The following is a 15,938-nucleotide window of genomic DNA, read 5'->3' as shown; positions in this document are numbered from 1 at the left end:
GCACCTCACCGAAGCCGCTGACCGCTGGCCGTATCAAAGAAATACAGCCGCGACAGATCAAAGGCGATAGCCTGCGTGCGCCCCAGATCGGAGCGGTAGCTGCGGTCGGCCTTCACCTCGAACAGCAGGTTGCCGGGCTTCAGCGTCAGATAGGTGAGGTCGCCGGTCGGCTCCACGCCATAGACCGGTGCGCTCATGTGCCCGCCGCTGTCCGTGACGTGGCAGTCTTCGGGGCGCACGCCGAGGGTGACGTCGCCGCTGTGGGCCAGGCGCACGTCCGGGATTGAGATGCCGGGGGCGGAGAACGTTCCGTTCTCCAGCCGCCCCGGCACCAGGTTCATCGGGGAGAGCCGATGAACCCTGCAACGAAGGTGTTGGCCGGGTCGTTGTAGATCTCGTCCGGTGTGCCGATCTGCTGGATGGCGCCGGACTGCATGATGACGATCCGGTCCGCCAGCGTCATGGCCTCGATCTGGTCATGGGTAACGTAGACGGTGGTGATGGCCAGCTGGCGCTGGATGTGCTTGATCTGCACGCGCATCGCCTGCCGCAGCTTGGCATCGAGGTTCGATAGCGGCTCATCCATCAGGAACACCTGCGGCTGGCGCACGATGGCACGGGCAAGGGCGGCGCGCTGGCGCTGGCCGCCGGAAAGCGCGCCCGGCTTGCGGTCGAGATAGTCCGAAAGCTCCACGAGGGCGGCAGCTTCGCGCACGCGCCGGTCATGCTCGGCCTTCGGCACACCGCGCATGCGCAAGGGGAAGCGGATGTTCTCGTAGATGCTCATGTTGGGATAGAGCGCATAGCCCTGGAACACCATGGCGACATCCCGGTCGCGGGCGTCCACGGCATTCATCACCTCGCCATCCATGCGGATCTCGCCTTCGCTGGGGTCTTCCAGCCCGGCGATCATGCGCATGGTGGTGGTCTTGCCGCAGCCCGAGGGGCCGAGGAAGACGATGAATTCCTTGTCGGCGATGTCGATGTTCACATCGCGCACGCCCCACAGGCTGCCCCAGGACTTCTGGATGCCGGAGAGTTCGATACGTGCCATGGTGCTTATCCCTTGACCGCGCCCATCGTCAGCCCGCGCGAGAGATGCTTCTGGATGGCTGCCACCACCAGGAACACCGGAACGAACGCGAGGAAAGCGACGAGGGCAATTGCGTTGTAGATGACACCGTCTGATCCGCCGGTGAAGTTGGCGAGCGCCACCGAGAGCGTATAGGCATCCTTGGTGGAAGCGATCAGAAGGGTGAAGAGGAACTCGTTGATCGCGAAAATGGCCGCGATGACGCCTGCGGTGATGATGCCCGGCAGGATGGCCGGGATGATGATCTCCCACAGGATGCGCAGGTCAGAGGCTCCGTCCGTGCGTGCTGCATCCTCCAGTTCCTTCGGGATGTCGAGCATGTAGGAGCGGATGATCCAGGTGACGACTGACAGGTTGATCGCCGCATAGATCAGCATCAGCGCCCAGACCGTGTTGAGCAGGCCCATCGTCTTGAACAGGAAGAAGATCGGGATCGCCACGATGGCCGGGGCCATCATGCGGGTGGACAGGATGTAGAAGCCAATGTCCTCCCGGCCCTTGTAGCGGTAGCGTGCGAGCGAGAAGGCGGCTGGCACGGCCAGAACCAGGTCGATGACGACGGAACCGGCAATCGCCAGCAGCGAGTTGCGCAGGTAATGCCCCATCGGCCAGTCGGACCAGATCATGTGCCAGGCATCGAGGCTGAAGCTCGGCAGGTAGATCGGCTGGGGCGTGATGATCTCCGTCCGCGGGCGGAAGCCGATGGACAGGAACCAGAGCACGGGGGCGAGGCAGAACAGAGCCCAGGCCCCGAGAATGAGATAGCGCAGGAAGAGCTTTTCGCCCTTGTTGCGGCGCTGCGAGGCCATGGCCTAGTCCCTCCCTGAGCGGAAGGCGCGCTTGACGGCAAGCTGCGCGATGATGACGGTGAGAACCAGCATGACCACCGAGGCCGCCGAGGCGTAGCCGAAGTTGAAGGTCTTGAAGCCGATCCGGTAGATGAAATAGCTGATCGTCTCCGTCGCGCCGCCGGGCGTGCCCTGGGTCATGATGAAGACGTTGGCGAACATCGTGGTGATGTCGATGCCACGCAGGATCACCGCCACGGCAATCACGGGCCGCATCATTGGCAGTGAAATATTCCAGAAGATCGCGCCCCAGCTTGCGCCATCGAGGCGGGCAGCCTCTTCCACTTCCTCGTCCTGCCCCTGAAGGGCGGCCACGAAGATGATGAAGAGGAACGGCGTCCACTGCCAGATGTCGGCGACGATCAGCGTCAGGCGGGACAGCCAGATGGAGGATGTCCAGGCAACGTTTCCGTCGATGAGGCCGATGCGCATCAGAAGGTCGGAGATGACGCGGCCATCCATGAAGGCAAGCTTCCAGATGAAGGCCACCGCCGAGGGCATGAACAGCATCGGCACCAGGAAGATGATGCGCCAGCCCTTGATCCACGGGTCACGGTAGGCGTGGAAGGCAAGCAGGAGCGCCAGCAGGCATTCCGCAATCAGTGCGATGCCGCCGATCATGACGGTGTTGCCGAGCGCGGCCCAGAACTCCCGGTCGTTCAGGAGCTCCTGATAGTTCTCGGTGCCGACAAAGGTCCAGCTGTTGAATTTCACATAGAAGAGAGACTGATAGATCGCATAGGCGCCCGGATAGAGCGTGATCGTCAGCAGGAAGCAGACGGCCGGAGCCACCAGCAGGTAGGGGAAAAGCTGGCGCATTCGCGGATTGCGGCGCCTGAAGGTACGGCCGGGCATGGCCGGAGCGGCAGAAGCCGCCCCGGCTGCCGGCAGGTGGGTGCCGGTCATTGCAGGTCCTCAGAAGGGCAGAGCCTTGTCCTTGCCCACCCAGAGTCCGGGTGCGGCGGCGGCGTAGTCGACCGGCGGCTTGCTGCCATAGAAGCCGTTGCGGTCCATGATCTTGCGTACGGCAGCCGCCGCGTTGTCGAGAGCTTCCTTGCCGGAGATCTGGCCGGTCAGGGCGCGGTTGATCTCGTTGCCCATGGCCTGTTCCATCTCGAACATGCCGGGCAGGCGCGGTGCGCACCAGGCGTAGTCGAGCGACTTGCTCCACACTTCCGCTGGCTGCGAGGCCACCTGAAGGTTCGGGTTGGTCAGAACCGAGCGGTAGCCCGGAGCCACGCCATTGGCATTGGCCTCGTTCATGGCCATGATCGAGGAGGTGGTGAGGAAGGCGAGCATCAGGAATGCACCTTCCGCATTCTGGCTGCTTGCGGCGACGCAGGAGGTCGAGCCTGCAATGTTGGGCGGGGCGAAGTGGCCACCGGCAATGCGCGGCTCGTAGATGGTGACGAAGTCGTCCACGATCTTCGACTGGTCGGGGCGCATGGCCTGCGTGCCCGAATCCTGCCAGCTGATGTTGGTGGCGACCTGTCCGCCGAGCCATGCGGCGCGGTTTTCGCCCCAGCCTGCACCGGCAACGCCCTCGATGGCGTTCTTGGACAGCGCAAGGATGGTATCCATGCCCTTGTTGCCCGCGTCGCCGTTGAAGATCGGCTCCCACTTGTCGTCGAAGAGCATCATGCCGGCCTGTGCCGCGACATGCTCCCAGGTGTAGGTGGACCAGAAACCGCGTGCGCCCAGCATCCCGATACCGGCAACACCCTTGGTCTTGTTGTTCAGCTCAGCCGACAGACGGATCAGCTCGTCATAGGTCGGAACGGAATTCCACCTGTCGATCGGGCCGCCCAGAACATCCTCGACCATCTTCTTGCGCAGATGCACCATCTGAATGTCGCAGTCGAACGGGATGCCGTACATGGTCCCGTTGAAATAGCCGTAGTTCAGGCGGTAGGTGTCGTAGAAGTCATCAAGCGGCAGCTTCCACTTCTCGGCAAAGTCGCCAAGCGGGGCGAGGAAGCCGGGAGCTGCAAAGTCGCCCAGCCAGGGTGAGAAGAACTGCAGCGCATCGAAGGATGCATTGCCGGAGATGAACTCGGCGACGGCCTTGTCATAGAAGCTGTCATCCGGGATCGGCACCAGTTCCACCTTGATGCCCGACAGGGCCTCGAACGGGGCAAGGCCCTCGGCGGCGGATTCCTGGTCGGCAGCGCCAATGGCAAAGCGCACGGTCGTGCCGGCGAATTCCTTGCGCACCGCTTCCCAGTCAACGGTGCGGATCCAGTCCTTCTTCGGGTCCCAAAGCGGCTTGCTGTCAGTCAGGCCATAGAGCTTCTGGTAGTCGGCGCGGACGTATTTCGAGATGGAAATATCGTCCAGCACGCTCTGCGGATCGGGCAGGGCGCCCTGCGCCAGCAGGCGGCCGCTCCATGTGGTGCCGATCAGTGATGCGCCGGCGGCGGCAGTGCCCGCCTTCAGGAACGAACGGCGCGAAAGTTTTCCGGTGATACCCATCAAGTCTCCTCCCAGATGACGATGGCCATGATTGCCAATGGCATTTCCTCGGCCCGGGTTGCGCAGAGGTTGCGCTGGGCAGGCGGTTCATTTGCCTGCTGAGATGGGCCGGAACATTTGAATGTTCTATAAAACAATTGTTCGTCTTTCGCTCCTTGTCAATCGGATTTGATGCAAAGTATGGCTTGATCCGTTGTGCAGTGCGGCGGTGGTTGTGAGCGATTGCAGCGATGAATGAATGAACAAGTGCGTTGACATAAGAACGAAAGTTCACAATGCTTGCGGCAACTCAACCCCACCAAGGCATATGAAATGGCTTCAAACGTCGCGCTTACAGGTCTCGCCCGCGATCTGGCTGCAAGGGCGCAGGCAGGCCGCCCGGTCCGCATCGGACTGATCGGCTCCGGTGAAATGGGCACGGATATCGTCACCCGCGCTTCCATGATGGATGGCGTGGAAGTGGCTGCGATTGCGGACATCAACCCTGCGGCCGCGCACAAGGCCGTGGAGATTGCCCGTCAGGAGCAGGGCCATAGCCAGGACGCCGGCACGGTGGACAAGCTGAATGCCGCCATCGAATCCGGCCGCACGGCCATTGCCTCGTCTTCCGACATCATTCTCGAATCGGGCCTCATTGACGTTGTCATCGACGCCACGGGCGTTCCGGCCGTCGGCGCGGAAATCGGCCTCAACGCCATGGAGCGCGGCAAGCATCTGGTCATGATGAACGTCGAGGCAGATGTGACCATCGGCGCCTATCTGCGGCGTGAGGCGGACCGGCTGGGCGTTGTCTACAGCCTCGGCGCAGGCGACGAGCCGTCTTCCTGCATGGAGTTGATCGAGTTCGTCTCCGCCATGGGCCATCGAGATCGTTTGTGCGGGCAAGGGCAAGAACAACCCGCTTAACATCGACGCAACGCCGGATGCCTATGCGGCGGAAGCCAAGGCGCGCCACATGAATGCGCGCATGCTGGTGGAATTCGTTGATGGCTCCAAGACCATGGTGGAGATGGCCGCCATCGCCAATGCCACGGGTCTCGTTCCGGATTGTGACGGCATGCATGGGCCTGCTGCCGGGCCGAAGGAGCTGGCAACCACCCTTATTCCGCAGAAAGATGGCGGTGTGCTTTCCGGCATTGGCCGTGTGGACTTTTCCGTCGGCAAAGGGCTGGCGCCAGGCGTTTTCGTTGTCGCCGAGGCAGAGCATCCGCGCGTCTGGGAGCGGATGAAGGATCTGAAGATGGGCGATGGTCCGTATTTCAGCTTCATCCGGCCCTATCACCTGACCTCGCTGGAAGTGCCGCTGACCTGCGCCCGCGCCGTTCTCTACGGCAAGGCCGACATGATCCCGCTCGACAAGCCGGTGGCGGAAGTCTGCGCGGTGGCGAAGCGCGACCTGCTGCCGGGTGAGACGCTGGACCAGATCGGCGAATACACCTACCGCGCCTGGGTCATGGAAGTCTCCCGCGCCCGTGCCGCCAAGGGCATTCCTGCAGGTCTGCTGACGGGGGCAAAGGTCACCCAGCCGATCCGCAAGGGCGAACTGATCACCAGCGACAACACCGCGCTTCCCGCCAACTCCCGCATTGCCGAACTGCGCCGCCGCCAGGATGCGATGGTGTACGGGCAAGAGCCGGCGCATGCCTGAGGACAGAGCCATGGCCAACACCGATGAAAAGGCAAAGGGCGCCGCGCCCGCAACCGATGCCAATCTTCCCTATGCGCTGCGCACCTACTCGCCCGAGGCGCTGACGGAAGCGCTGCGCAAGATGATGCTGATCCGCAAGTTCGAGGAAGGCGCGGAAGACAGCTACATGCGCGGCCTCATTCACGGCACGATGCACCTGTCCATCGGGCAGGAAGCTTCAGCCGTGGGTTCATCCATGTCGCTGACGGATGAGGACAAGATCACCTCCAACCACCGTGGCCACGGCCACTGTGTTGCCAAGGGCGCGGATCTGGGGCGGATGTTTGCCGAGTTCTTCGGCAAGGAAACCGGCTACTGCCGGGGCCGGGGCGGCTCCATGCACATCGCCGATGTTGCCAAGGGCAATCTCGGCGCCAATGGCATTGTCGGTGGCGGTCTGCCGATTGCGGTTGGTGCCGCCCTTGCGGCCAAGCGGCTGGGCACGGGCGCTGTGACGGTCTGCTTCTTCGGTGATGGTGCCAACAACGAGGGCGCTTTCCACGAGGCGCTGAACATGGCCGCGGTCTGGAAGCTGCCGGTGGTGTTCGTCTGCGAGAACAACAAATACGGCATGTCCACTTCGGTGGAGCGCTCCACGGCGGTAAAGCATATTTCCGAGCGTGCAGCCGCCTACAGCATGCCGGGCGTGACCGTGGACGGGAATGACTTCTCCGCCGTTGCCGAAGCCGTGGATGCGGCTGTGGCCCGTGCGCGGGCAGGTGAGGGGCCGAGCCTTGTTGAGAACCTCACCTATCGCTGGCGCGGTCATTCCAAGTCCGATCGCAACCGCTACCGCACCAAGGAAGAGATCGCCGAGTGGATGGAGCGGGACCCGATCAAGCGCATGGCCGCCATGCTGGTCGATCACGGCATCCTGAACCAGGAAGGCATTGAGGCGCTGGAAGCCAGTGTGGCGCAGCAGATTGCCGATGCCATCGCCTTTGCCGCCGCCAGCCCCTCGCCACAGGCCTCCGAGGCCACCCGTTTCGTTTACACTGAGGAGACCGCAGCATGAACGCGCATCCGGCGAGCCCCCTCCGCGAACTCTCTTATGCCGAGGCCATCCGCGAGGCCATGGATCTGGCGCTGGGCTCAGATCCCCGCGTCGTTCTCATGGGCGAGGACATCGGCGTCTACGGCGGTGCCTTTCAGGTGACCGGCGATCTTGTGCACAAGTACGGCACAGACCGGGTGATGGATACGCCCATCTCGGAACTGGGTGGTGCCGGTGTCGCCGTTGGCGCGGCGCTGACCGGCCTGCGGCCCATCTTCGAGTTTCAGTTCTCCGATTTTGCTGCCCTTGCCATGGAGCAGATCGTCAATCAGGCGGCCAAGCTGCGTTATATGCTGGGCGGCGCCGTTTCCGTACCTCTGGTGATGCGTTTTCCAGCTGGCTCCGGCACGGGCGCAGCGGCGCAGCATTCCCAGAGCCTTGAAGCCTGGCTGGGTCATGTGCCGGGCCTGAAGGTGGTGCAGCCCTCCACGCCGGAAGATGCCAAGGGCCTGCTGCTGGCGGCGCTGGAAGATCCGGACCCGGTGATGATCTTCGAGCACAAGATCCTCTACAAGATGAAGGGGCATGTGCCGGAGGGGCATTACACGACACCCATCGGCAAGGCCGCCATCCGCCGTCCTGGCAAGGACCTCACCATCGTCGCCACCGCCATCATGGTGCACAAGGCGCTTGAGGCAGCCGCCACGCTGGAAGCCGAAGGCATCAGCGCCGAAGTGATCGACCTGCGCACCGTGCGGCCGATGGACCGGGAGACGGTTCTGGCGTCCGTACGCAAGACGGGCCGGCTTGTCTGTGTCTATGAAGGGGTGAAGACGCTGGGCGTCGGTGCTGAAGTCAGCGCCATGGTGGCCGAAAGCGATGCCTTCGACTTCCTCGACGCGCCGATCATCCGCCTGGGCGGTGCCGAGAGCCCGATCCCCTATAATCCCGAGCTTGAAAAGGCCGTTGTGCCGCAGGTGCCGGACATTCTGGATGCGGCCCGCAAGCTGGCGAAGGGGCGTGTGTGATGCCCAATGAAGTGATCATGCCGAAGGTGGACATGGATATGGCGAGCGGGAAGCTCGCCACTTGGCATGTCGCACCCGGTGAGTGGGTGGAAAAGGGCGCGCCGCTCTTCGACATCGAAACCGACAAGGCCGCCATGGAAGTGGAAGCATCTGCTTCCGGCTTCCTGCATCATGTCATTGCAGAAGGAACGGATGTGCCGATTGGCGCAACGGTCGCCTGGCTTTATGGCAAGGATGAAGCCGTTGGTGAGCCGCCTAACCAATCCGCCGCGCCTGCTGTTGAAACGCCTGCCGCTTCGCCGGAACCTGCCGCGGTTGCTCCCGCCGCTGCACCCGTTGCCGCGCCTGCAGGCGAAACAGCAGGCGGGGGCAGGGCCTGCGCGCCACGCCGCTTGCCCGAAGCCTTGCCCGTGAAGGCGGCGTTGATCTTGGCGCTATCTCCGGCTCCGGCCCTCAGGGGCGCGTGCAGGGGAGGATGTGCGCAAGGCGCTTGAAACGGGCAGGGCAGGTGTGGCTGTCGAAGCGGTCCTTCCGGCTTCTGCAGTGCCGCCGTCTCCCGAGTGGCAGACTGGTCCGCTCTCGATCACCCGCAGCAAGGGCGGCACCGGAATTCCCGTTGTGCTGATCCATGGTTTTGCCAGCGACGGGGCAAGCTGGGCGCCGCTGGAGGCCTATCTCAAGCACCGTCCGCTGATCCGGATCGAACTGCCCTCGCATGGCAAGTCGCCGCGCCTGCGCATTCCGGACTTTGCTTCGCTCGCTTCCGAACTGCGCCGGGCGCTGGAGCAGACGGGCGAGGAGAAGGTGCATCTGATCGGTCACAGCCTTGGCGGCGCTCTGGCGCTGGCGCTGGCCGATACGCGGCCCCGGCAAGTGGAGAGCCTGACGCTGATCGCTCCTGCTGGCCTTGGGGCGGAAATCAACGGGCAGGTTCTCTCCGGCATCTGCCGGGCGCAGCGGGCTGAGAGCCTTGCGCCGTGGCTGCGCTGCCTCGTTGCCAATCCGGACATGATCACCGATGGCTACGCCAAGGCTGCCATGGCCGGGCGCAAGGATGCGGCACTCAGGGCGGCGCAGACCGCGCTGGCTGATGTGCTGTTCCCTGACGGGACGCAAGGCTTCGACCTGCGTGCGGCGCTGGGCCGTCTCGATGTTCCGGCACGGATCATCTGGGGCCGGCAGGATGAGATCATCCCCTGGCAGCATGCCCTGCGCGCAAGCGGTCAGGTCGCCTTGCACCTCATCGAGGGCGCCGGGCATATGCCGCAGGTGGAAGTCCCGGATCAGATTGGCAAAATCCTGCGTCAGCACCTATGATGGGGGATGAAGATTCCTCATCGATAGCGGGAAACGCCCATGTCCGACAGCCAGAGCAGCCAGACGAACGGAGCGCGGGAGCGCGGCCCTGCCGACCAGCACGGCCAGCTCCGCATCCGTGCTGCCTGGCTCTATTATGTCGAGGGGCTGACCCAGTCGGAAGTTGCCAAGAAGCTGGACGTGAACCGCATTCTCATCACGCGGCTCCTGTCCGATGCCCGCAAGCGGGGTGAGGTGATCATCCGCATCAAGTCGGACATCGCCCCGCTGGTGGAGCTGCAGCGCCAGCTGGAAGAGCGCTTCGGCCTGCGGCAAGCCATCGTCGCGCCCTTCTCCGATCCTGACGGCGACCCGACCCGGGCGATTGCATCTGCGGCAGGCACCTATGTCTCCGGCATCATGGCCAATCGCATGACTGTTGGCGTGGGCTGGGGCCGCACGCTGCATCAGATGCTGCCCTTCATTGAGGGGCGGCAGCTGGAAGGCGTGCGCGTCATCTCGCTCTTGGGCGGTATCTCGCAGGCCAAGCGCTTCAACCCGGCGGAATTCGCCTGGCAGTTTGCTGAACTCTTCGATGCCGAAGGTTTCCTCGTGCCCGCTCCGGCGCTGGTGGATTCCGTCCAGACCCGCCACGCGCTGCTGGAGCACTGCGGTCTTGATCAGGTGTTGCAGATGGCCGAGACATGTGATGTGGCGCTGCTCTCCTGCGGCGGTATCTCGACACTCACCACCTCCTACAGGCTGGGGCAGGTGTCGGAAGCCGAGCGTCAGTCCCTTGTGGCGGCGGGGGCGGTGGGGGACGTGCTCTACCATTTCCTCGATGCGGAAGGGCGAACCGTGCCGCATCCGGTGAACGAGCGCTCCATATCCATCCCGCTGGACCGGCTCGACCGGGTGAAGTCCAAGGTGCTGATTTCCGGCGGCCGCGAGAAGACGCAGATGATGCGTGCCACCCTCAAGGCGCTGGATATGGACGTTGTCATTACAGATGAACTGACAGCGCAGCGGCTGCTGGGTCAGCTTGAGGCATGAGCCGTGTTCACTGCCTTCTCCTTCTTGTAGGCATTTCCGGCGGATGCCTGCCTTGACAGGCCTTGGCGCCTCTGTGACTGATAGATTTCCTTCCTTTGTTGCCTCCGGGCATCTCAATCAGACGGGTTCGGCCATGACACAGGCGAAACGCGCAGCGCTACTGCTTTCCTCTTCCGTTTTATTTGCCTTTGCCGCGAGCGCGCAGGCGGCGGAGCTTCGCTTTGCCTCGCAGGGCGATCTGGTGTCCATGGATCCCTATGCGGTCGAAGAGGTTTTCACCTCCGGCTTCCTTGGCAACGTCTATGAAGGCCTCGTGCGCCGCACGCCGGACCTGAAGCTTGAACCGGCGCTGGCCGAAAGCTGGGAAATGCTGTCGCCCACCCAGTGGCGGTTCCATCTGCGCAAGGGCGTGACCTTTCACGATGGCAGCCCCTTTACGGCAGATGACGTGATCTATTCCGCCGAGCGCGTGCGCTCCGGTTCCTCCGACTTCAAGAACCGGCTTCCGGCGGGTGTCGAGGTCGTCAAGGTGGATGACCACACGGTGGATTTCATCACAAAGGATCCGAACCCGATCCTGAACTTCACCTGGGCCAACTGGTACATCATGTCGAAGTCCTGGTCGGAGGCGAACAAGGTGGCGCCGCCGCAGAAGGGTGGCGACACGGAGAATTACGCGACCCTGCATGAAAATGGCACCGGCCCCTACAAGCTGGTGGCGCGTGAGCCGGGCGTGCGCACCGTGCTTGAAGCCTTTCCTGCCTGGTGGGGGCTGCCGCGAAGACGGGTAACGTGGACAAGGTGACCTACACCCCGGTTCCGAACCCGGCGACCCGTGTGGCCGGGCTTCTGGCCGGTCAGCTGGATGTGGTGTTCCCCATTCCTGTTCAGGACATCCCGCGGCTTGAGGCGGCTCCCAATGCGCAGATCGCTGCCGGGCCTGAAGTGCGCACCATGTATCTTTCCATGAACCAGTGGAAGGACACGCTGCCGGGCTCTGGCCTTGAGGGTGTCAATCCGCTGAAGGACGTGCGCGTGCGCGAGGCCATCTACCGGGCCATCGACATCAACACCATCCGTGACAAGATCATGCGCGGCCAGACCACCCCTGCGGCCCTGATGGTGGCGCCGGGCGTCAACGGCTACACGGACGAGATCAAGCGGCTGGACTATGATCCGGAGAAGGCCAAGGCGCTGCTGGCGGAAGCCGGTTACCCGGATGGCTTCACCATGACCTACCAGTGCTCCAACGACATGTATGTGAATGACGAGGCGACCTGCCTTGCCATTTCCTCCATGCTGGCGAAAGTGGGCATCAAGGCCAAGCCGAACGTGCAGCCGCGTGCCAAGTACCTGGAATCCATCACTGCGCCGAACATGGACTTCGGTCTTGCGATGCTGGGTACGACACCGGCCAGCCTCGACAGCCACATCGCGCTTTATTCCCTGCACATGTGCCCGCGCATTTCGCCGGACCGGCCCCTGTGGGACAAAGACGATCTGACGAAGGTCGTGGCTGGCAAGTCCAACTTTGCGGGCTACTGCAATCCGGAAGTGGACCGGCTGGCAGGCGAGATCCTGAAGGAAGCCGATCAGGACAAGCGCAATGCGCTGATCCGCGAGGCCTGGACCATCACCACAAAGGACGTGGCCTATGTGCCGCTGCATCAGACCTGGGCCGCATGGGGCACCGGCAAGAACGTGAAGCTGGAACGCCGCGCTGACAACGTCTTCGACTGGCGCCACGTGACCATCGGGCAGTAAGCTGGCCGTCAGAAGCTGCGGCATCCGGCTACCGGATGCCGTGGCGCAACCGGGATTCTCGGCGCAATGATCTTCTACATGCTCCGCCGCCTGTTTCAGGCAGGTATCGTGCTGCTGGTTGTGGCGCTGGTGGCCTTCTTCATGTTCCGCTACCTGGGCGATCCCGTGTCGCAGCTGGTCAGCGAGGAGACGAGCCTTGCCGACCGGGCTGCCCTGCGCGAGGCGCTGGGGCTGAATGATCCGGTGCTGGTGCAATTCGGCCATTTCATTTCCCGCGTGGTGCAGGGCGAATTCGGCCTGTCCTATCAGATGGGGCAACCGGTCAGCCGGCTCATTGCAGACCGGCTTCCTGCCTCCATTGAGCTCAGCGTCATTGCCTTCTCGCTGGCTCTGGCGCTGGGCATTCCGCTCGGCGTGCTGGCGGGGCTGAAGCCGGACAGCTGGCTCGCGCGGGTCATCATGATCTTTTCGCTCGCCGGTATTTCCATGCCCACCTTCTTCGTCGGGCTGATGCTGATGGTCTATTTCGGCGTGGAGCTGAACCTTTTGCCGACCTTTGGCCGCGGCGAGACGGTGGATCTCGGTTTCTGGACCACCGGGCTTCTGACCCGTTCGGGCTGGCTTTCCATCATCCTTCCGGCTTTTACGCTTGGCCTGTTCCAGCTTACCTTCATCATGCGCCTCGTACGGGCGGAGATGCTGGAGGTGATGCGCATGGATTTCATCCGTTTTGCCAAGGCGCGTGGTCTTCCGGCGCGGCGCATCCACTTCCGCCATGCGCTGAAGAATACGCTGGTGCCGGTGATGACCATTGCCGGGCTGCAATTCGGCTCGATCATCGCCTTTGGCATCATCACCGAGAGCGTGTTCCAGTGGCCGGGCATCGGCCTTCTGTTCCTGCAGGCGATTTCGACGGTCGATATCCCGGTCATCTCCACCTACCTGCTGCTGGTGGCGGTGATCTTCGTGACGGTCAACCTGGTGGTGGACCTGCTTTACTATGCGGTTGATCCGCGCCTGCGCGCCAGCGCCAGCTGAGGGAAACGGATGCCTGCTTCTGCCACGCCATCCGGTCTGCGTCTTTGGGTCGCCCGGCGCCCGGTGCTCTACCGCTTTCTGGCTTCACCGCTGACGGTTCTGGCTGCTCTGATAGGCGGGGTGATGATCCTTGCCGCCATCGCTGCCCCCTGATTGCTCCGCACAATCCCTTCGACATCGCCTCGCTCGACCTTCTCAACTCGCTTCTGCCGCCGGTCTGGCATGAGGGCGGCAGTCCGGAGTTTCTGCTGGGAACCGATGATCAGGGCCGCGATCTCTTCTCCGCACTGCTTTACGGCACCCGCACGTCCCTGATGGTGGGCGGTGTTTCAGTGGTAACAGCGGTGCTGTTCGGTCTCCTGTTCGGATTGCTTGCCGGTTATTTCGGCGGGCTGACGGATGCCATCGTCATGCGCGTCGTCGATATCCAGATGACCTTTCCGGCCATCATGGTGGCGCTGCTGGTGGATGGCGTCAGCCGGGGCATCCTGCCGCCGGAGCAGCACGATCAGCTTGCTGTCTTCGTCATCATCTTCGCGCTCAGCCTGTCGATCTGGCCGCAGGTCGCCCGCACGGTGCGCGCCTCGACGCTGGTTCAGCGCAACAAGGACTATGTTCTGGCGGCGCAGGTGACCGGCATTTCCGCGCCGGTGATCCTCGTGCGCCACATCCTGCCCAACGTCATGGGCCCGGTGCTGGTGATTGCCACCATCAATCTCGGCGTTGCCGTGCTGGGTGAGGCGACGCTGAGCTTCCTCGGCGTCGGCATTCCGGCCTCCGAGCCCTCGCTCGGCACCCTGATCCGCATCGGCAACAACTTCCTGTTCTCCGGCGAGCGCTGGCTGGTGGTGTTTCCGGGCATGACGCTGGCGCTTCTCGTGCTGTCGGTCAACCTCGTGGGGGACTGGCTGCGCGACGTCCTCGACCCCAAGCTGCGCTGACTGGAGGCCTTTCATGTCCTTGCTCTCCATTTCCGGCATGAGGGTGGAATACCCGCAGCCCCTCGGCACCTTTGTGGCCGTGCAGAATGTCAGCCTCGAGGTTGGGCGCGGCGAGATCGTTGGCATCGTCGGCGAGTCCGGGGCTGGCAAGTCCACCATCGGCAGCGCCGTGATGGGCCTTCTGGAGGCGCCGGGCCGGGTGACGGCAGGCGAAATCCGCTTTGACGGCGAGGCGATTGATCCGGCCAGTGAAAAGACCATGCGCCGCCTGCGCGGCAAGCGCATCTCGATGATCTTTCAGGACCCGCTTACCAGCCTCAACCCGCTTATGACGGTAGGGGCGCAGCTGATCGAGACCATCCGCATTCATCAGCCCATGAGCGAGGGGAAGCGCGGGAGAAGGCCATAGGCCTGCTGGAGCAGGTGGGTATCGCCAGTCCGGCAGAGCGGATCACGGCCTATCCGCATCAGTTCTCGGGCGGTATGCGCCAGCGCGTGGTGATTGCGCTGGCGCTTTGCTCTGATCCTGACCTGATCATTGCAGATGAGCCCACGACGGCGCTGGACGTGTCCGTGCAGGCGCAGATCCTTGATCTCATTCGCAAGCTGGTGAAGGAGCGGGGCATCGGCGTCATTCTCGTCACCCACGACATGGGTGTCATCTCCGGCACGGCAGACCGGGTGGTGGTGATGTACAGGGGAGAGGTGGTGGAGAGCGGTCCGGTGCGGCAGATCATTGATGCGCCCGCCCATCCCTACACCCGCAGCCTTATTGGCGCCGTGCCGCGCGGCGACCGCAAGCTGGACCGCTTTCCGCGCCTGACCTATCCGCCGCAGGCAGATGACGCTCCGCTCAGCACGGACCGCAGCCCGGCACTGAAGTGGCTGACGGAAGGGCGGGAGGCTGGCTCCAAGGCTGTTGATGCAACGCCTCTCATCGAGGTTCGGGATGTGCGCCTGCGCTTCCAGACAAAGGCGGCCTTGCTGCCCTCCAACCGCCGTTACTTCGAGGCGGTGCGTGGTGTCAGCCTCGATATCCGGCAAGGGGAGGTGCTGGGGCTTGTGGGTGAATCCGGCTGCGGCAAGTCCTCTCTGGCCCGCATGCTGGTGCAGATCTACCGTCCTACCTCCGGGAGCATCAGCTTTGACGGCAAGCCCATCGGCGCGGACATGAGCCGGGCGGAAGACAAGGCGCTGCGCCAGCAGGTGCAGATGATCTTCCAGGACCCGTATTCCTCGCTCAATCCGCGCATGAGCACAGGGCGCATCATTGCCGAGCCACTGACCCATCATGGCCTTGCCACTTCATCTGCCGAGCGGCGCAGGATTGTGGCGGATTTGCTGGAAGCGGTTGGGCTTGGGGCGGCTGCGGCGGACAAGTACCCGCATGAGTTCTCCGGCGGCCAGCGCCAGCGCATCGCCATTGCCCGTGCGCTTGCCACGCGGCCCCGGTTCCTCATCTGCGACGAGCCGACCTCGGCGCTGGATGTGTCGATCCAGGCGCAGATCCTGAACCTGTTGAAGGACCTGCGTGATGCGCTGGATCTCACGGTGCTTTTCATCAGCCATGACCTGCCGGTGGTGCGCCAGATGTGCGACCGGGTGATCGTGATGAAGGAGGGGCTGATCGTGGAGGAGGCGGAGACCGAACAGCTTTTCACTGCGCCCGCCAGCCCCTATGCCCGCCACTTGCTGGACCTGATGCCCAGTCTCTAAGGTCAGAC

Annotated in this window: 15 protein-coding genes and 2 pseudogenes; 13 read left to right on the top strand and 4 right to left on the bottom strand. The window is 63.4% G+C overall.

What is annotated here, in order from left to right; all coding sequences use genetic code 11:
* Window positions 1-5: 5 nt before the first annotated feature.
* The 4 genes and pseudogenes from ACQB61_RS09710 to ACQB61_RS09695 form a co-directional block, all read right to left on the bottom strand.
* Window positions 6-1,054 (bottom strand): annotated as a pseudogene (locus ACQB61_RS09710) (ABC transporter ATP-binding protein).
* Between the two features lie 5 nt (window positions 1,055-1,059).
* Window positions 1,060-1,902, bottom strand: coding sequence for a carbohydrate ABC transporter permease (locus ACQB61_RS09705; protein ID WP_430512467.1), 843 nt, complete (start codon window positions 1,900-1,902; stop codon window positions 1,060-1,062).
* 3 nt (window positions 1,903-1,905) lie between these two features.
* Entirely contained in the window at window positions 1,906-2,847 is a 942-nt protein-coding gene (locus ACQB61_RS09700) for a carbohydrate ABC transporter permease (protein ID WP_430512466.1), read from the bottom strand.
* Window positions 2,848-2,856: 9 nt separating this feature from the next.
* The gene (locus tag ACQB61_RS09695) at window positions 2,857-4,413 is read right to left on the bottom strand and encodes an extracellular solute-binding protein (RefSeq protein ID WP_430512465.1); all 1,557 of its coding nucleotides are present in this window, start codon (window positions 4,411-4,413) and stop codon (window positions 2,857-2,859) included.
* 312 nt (window positions 4,414-4,725) lie between these two features.
* Here ACQB61_RS09695 and ACQB61_RS09690 point away from each other — a divergent pair.
* The 13 genes and pseudogenes from ACQB61_RS09690 to ACQB61_RS09630 all read left to right on the top strand — a co-directional run bounded on the left by ACQB61_RS09690 (window position 4,726) and on the right by ACQB61_RS09630 (window position 15,930).
* Window positions 4,726-6,061 (top strand): annotated as a pseudogene (locus tag ACQB61_RS09690) (NAD(P)H-dependent oxidoreductase).
* A 10-nt stretch (window positions 6,062-6,071) separates the two neighbouring features.
* The gene (locus tag ACQB61_RS09685) at window positions 6,072-7,115 is read left to right on the top strand and encodes a thiamine pyrophosphate-dependent dehydrogenase E1 component subunit alpha (RefSeq protein WP_430512464.1); all 1,044 of its coding nucleotides are present in this window, start codon (window positions 6,072-6,074) and stop codon (window positions 7,113-7,115) included.
* Window positions 7,112-8,122, top strand: coding sequence for an alpha-ketoacid dehydrogenase subunit beta (locus ACQB61_RS09680; RefSeq protein ID WP_019966160.1), 1,011 nt, complete (start codon window positions 7,112-7,114; stop codon window positions 8,120-8,122). The genes ACQB61_RS09685 and ACQB61_RS09680 overlap by 4 nt, the downstream gene beginning before the upstream one ends.
* The gene (locus tag ACQB61_RS09675; protein ID WP_430512463.1) at window positions 8,122-8,616 is read left to right on the top strand and encodes a lipoyl domain-containing protein; all 495 of its coding nucleotides are present in this window, start codon (window positions 8,122-8,124) and stop codon (window positions 8,614-8,616) included. The genes ACQB61_RS09680 and ACQB61_RS09675 overlap by 1 nt, the downstream gene beginning before the upstream one ends.
* Entirely contained in the window at window positions 8,499-8,747 is a 249-nt protein-coding gene (locus ACQB61_RS09670; protein ID WP_430514338.1) for an E3 binding domain-containing protein, read from the top strand. The genes ACQB61_RS09675 and ACQB61_RS09670 overlap by 118 nt, the downstream gene beginning before the upstream one ends.
* On the top strand, window positions 8,633-9,439 hold the full coding sequence (locus ACQB61_RS09665; RefSeq protein WP_430514337.1) for an alpha/beta fold hydrolase: 807 nt from the start codon (window positions 8,633-8,635) through the stop codon (window positions 9,437-9,439). The genes ACQB61_RS09670 and ACQB61_RS09665 overlap by 115 nt, the downstream gene beginning before the upstream one ends.
* A gap of 39 nt (window positions 9,440-9,478) precedes the next feature.
* Window positions 9,479-10,471: a sugar-binding transcriptional regulator gene (locus ACQB61_RS09660; RefSeq protein WP_208975621.1), complete on the top strand. Its 993-nt coding sequence runs from the start codon at window positions 9,479-9,481 to the stop codon at window positions 10,469-10,471.
* A gap of 133 nt (window positions 10,472-10,604) precedes the next feature.
* The gene (locus ACQB61_RS09655) at window positions 10,605-11,276 is read left to right on the top strand and encodes an ABC transporter substrate-binding protein (protein WP_430512462.1); all 672 of its coding nucleotides are present in this window, start codon (window positions 10,605-10,607) and stop codon (window positions 11,274-11,276) included.
* Window positions 11,264-12,235 (top strand): ABC transporter substrate-binding protein, encoded by a 972-nt coding sequence (locus ACQB61_RS09650; protein WP_430512461.1) that lies wholly within the window; start codon window positions 11,264-11,266, stop codon window positions 12,233-12,235. The genes ACQB61_RS09655 and ACQB61_RS09650 overlap by 13 nt, the downstream gene beginning before the upstream one ends.
* A 66-nt stretch (window positions 12,236-12,301) precedes the next feature.
* Window positions 12,302-13,273, top strand: coding sequence for an ABC transporter permease (locus ACQB61_RS09645; protein WP_430512460.1), 972 nt, complete (start codon window positions 12,302-12,304; stop codon window positions 13,271-13,273).
* 44 nt (window positions 13,274-13,317) lie between these two features.
* The gene (locus tag ACQB61_RS09640) at window positions 13,318-14,214 is read left to right on the top strand and encodes an ABC transporter permease (protein ID WP_430512459.1); all 897 of its coding nucleotides are present in this window, start codon (window positions 13,318-13,320) and stop codon (window positions 14,212-14,214) included.
* 13 nt (window positions 14,215-14,227) lie between these two features.
* Window positions 14,228-14,623: an ATP-binding cassette domain-containing protein gene (locus tag ACQB61_RS09635; RefSeq protein WP_430512458.1), complete on the top strand. Its 396-nt coding sequence runs from the start codon at window positions 14,228-14,230 to the stop codon at window positions 14,621-14,623.
* A 14-nt stretch (window positions 14,624-14,637) separates the two neighbouring features.
* On the top strand, window positions 14,638-15,930 hold the full coding sequence (locus tag ACQB61_RS09630) for a dipeptide ABC transporter ATP-binding protein (RefSeq protein WP_430512457.1): 1,293 nt from the start codon (window positions 14,638-14,640) through the stop codon (window positions 15,928-15,930).
* Window positions 15,931-15,938: the final 8 nt, after the last annotated feature.

Origin of the sequence: Pannonibacter phragmitetus, assembly GCF_050510895.1 — a bacterium.
GTDB lineage: Bacteria > Pseudomonadota > Alphaproteobacteria > Rhizobiales > Stappiaceae > Pannonibacter > Pannonibacter phragmitetus_B.
This window is presented reverse-complemented; position numbering and strand designations above follow the sequence as displayed.

What these genes read in the sequence shown, in the direction of transcription:
- ACQB61_RS09705 (WP_430512467.1), bottom strand. Translation starts at nt 1,902, where the DNA reads ATGGCCTCGCAGCGCCGCAACAAGGGCGAAAAGCTCTTCCTGCGCTAT.
- ACQB61_RS09700 (WP_430512466.1), bottom strand. Translation starts at nt 2,847, where the DNA reads ATGACCGGCACCCACCTGCCGGCAGCCGGGGCGGCTTCTGCCGCTCCG.
- ACQB61_RS09695 (WP_430512465.1), bottom strand. Translation starts at nt 4,413, where the DNA reads ATGGGTATCACCGGAAAACTTTCGCGCCGTTCGTTCCTGAAGGCGGGC.
- ACQB61_RS09685 (WP_430512464.1), top strand. Translation starts at nt 6,072, where the DNA reads ATGGCCAACACCGATGAAAAGGCAAAGGGCGCCGCGCCCGCAACCGAT.
- ACQB61_RS09680 (WP_019966160.1), top strand. Translation starts at nt 7,112, where the DNA reads ATGAACGCGCATCCGGCGAGCCCCCTCCGCGAACTCTCTTATGCCGAG.
- ACQB61_RS09675 (WP_430512463.1), top strand. Translation starts at nt 8,122, where the DNA reads ATGCCCAATGAAGTGATCATGCCGAAGGTGGACATGGATATGGCGAGC.
- ACQB61_RS09660 (WP_208975621.1), top strand. Translation starts at nt 9,479, where the DNA reads ATGTCCGACAGCCAGAGCAGCCAGACGAACGGAGCGCGGGAGCGCGGC.
- ACQB61_RS09655 (WP_430512462.1), top strand. Translation starts at nt 10,605, where the DNA reads ATGACACAGGCGAAACGCGCAGCGCTACTGCTTTCCTCTTCCGTTTTA.
- ACQB61_RS09645 (WP_430512460.1), top strand. Translation starts at nt 12,302, where the DNA reads ATGATCTTCTACATGCTCCGCCGCCTGTTTCAGGCAGGTATCGTGCTG.
- ACQB61_RS09635 (WP_430512458.1), top strand. Translation starts at nt 14,228, where the DNA reads ATGTCCTTGCTCTCCATTTCCGGCATGAGGGTGGAATACCCGCAGCCC.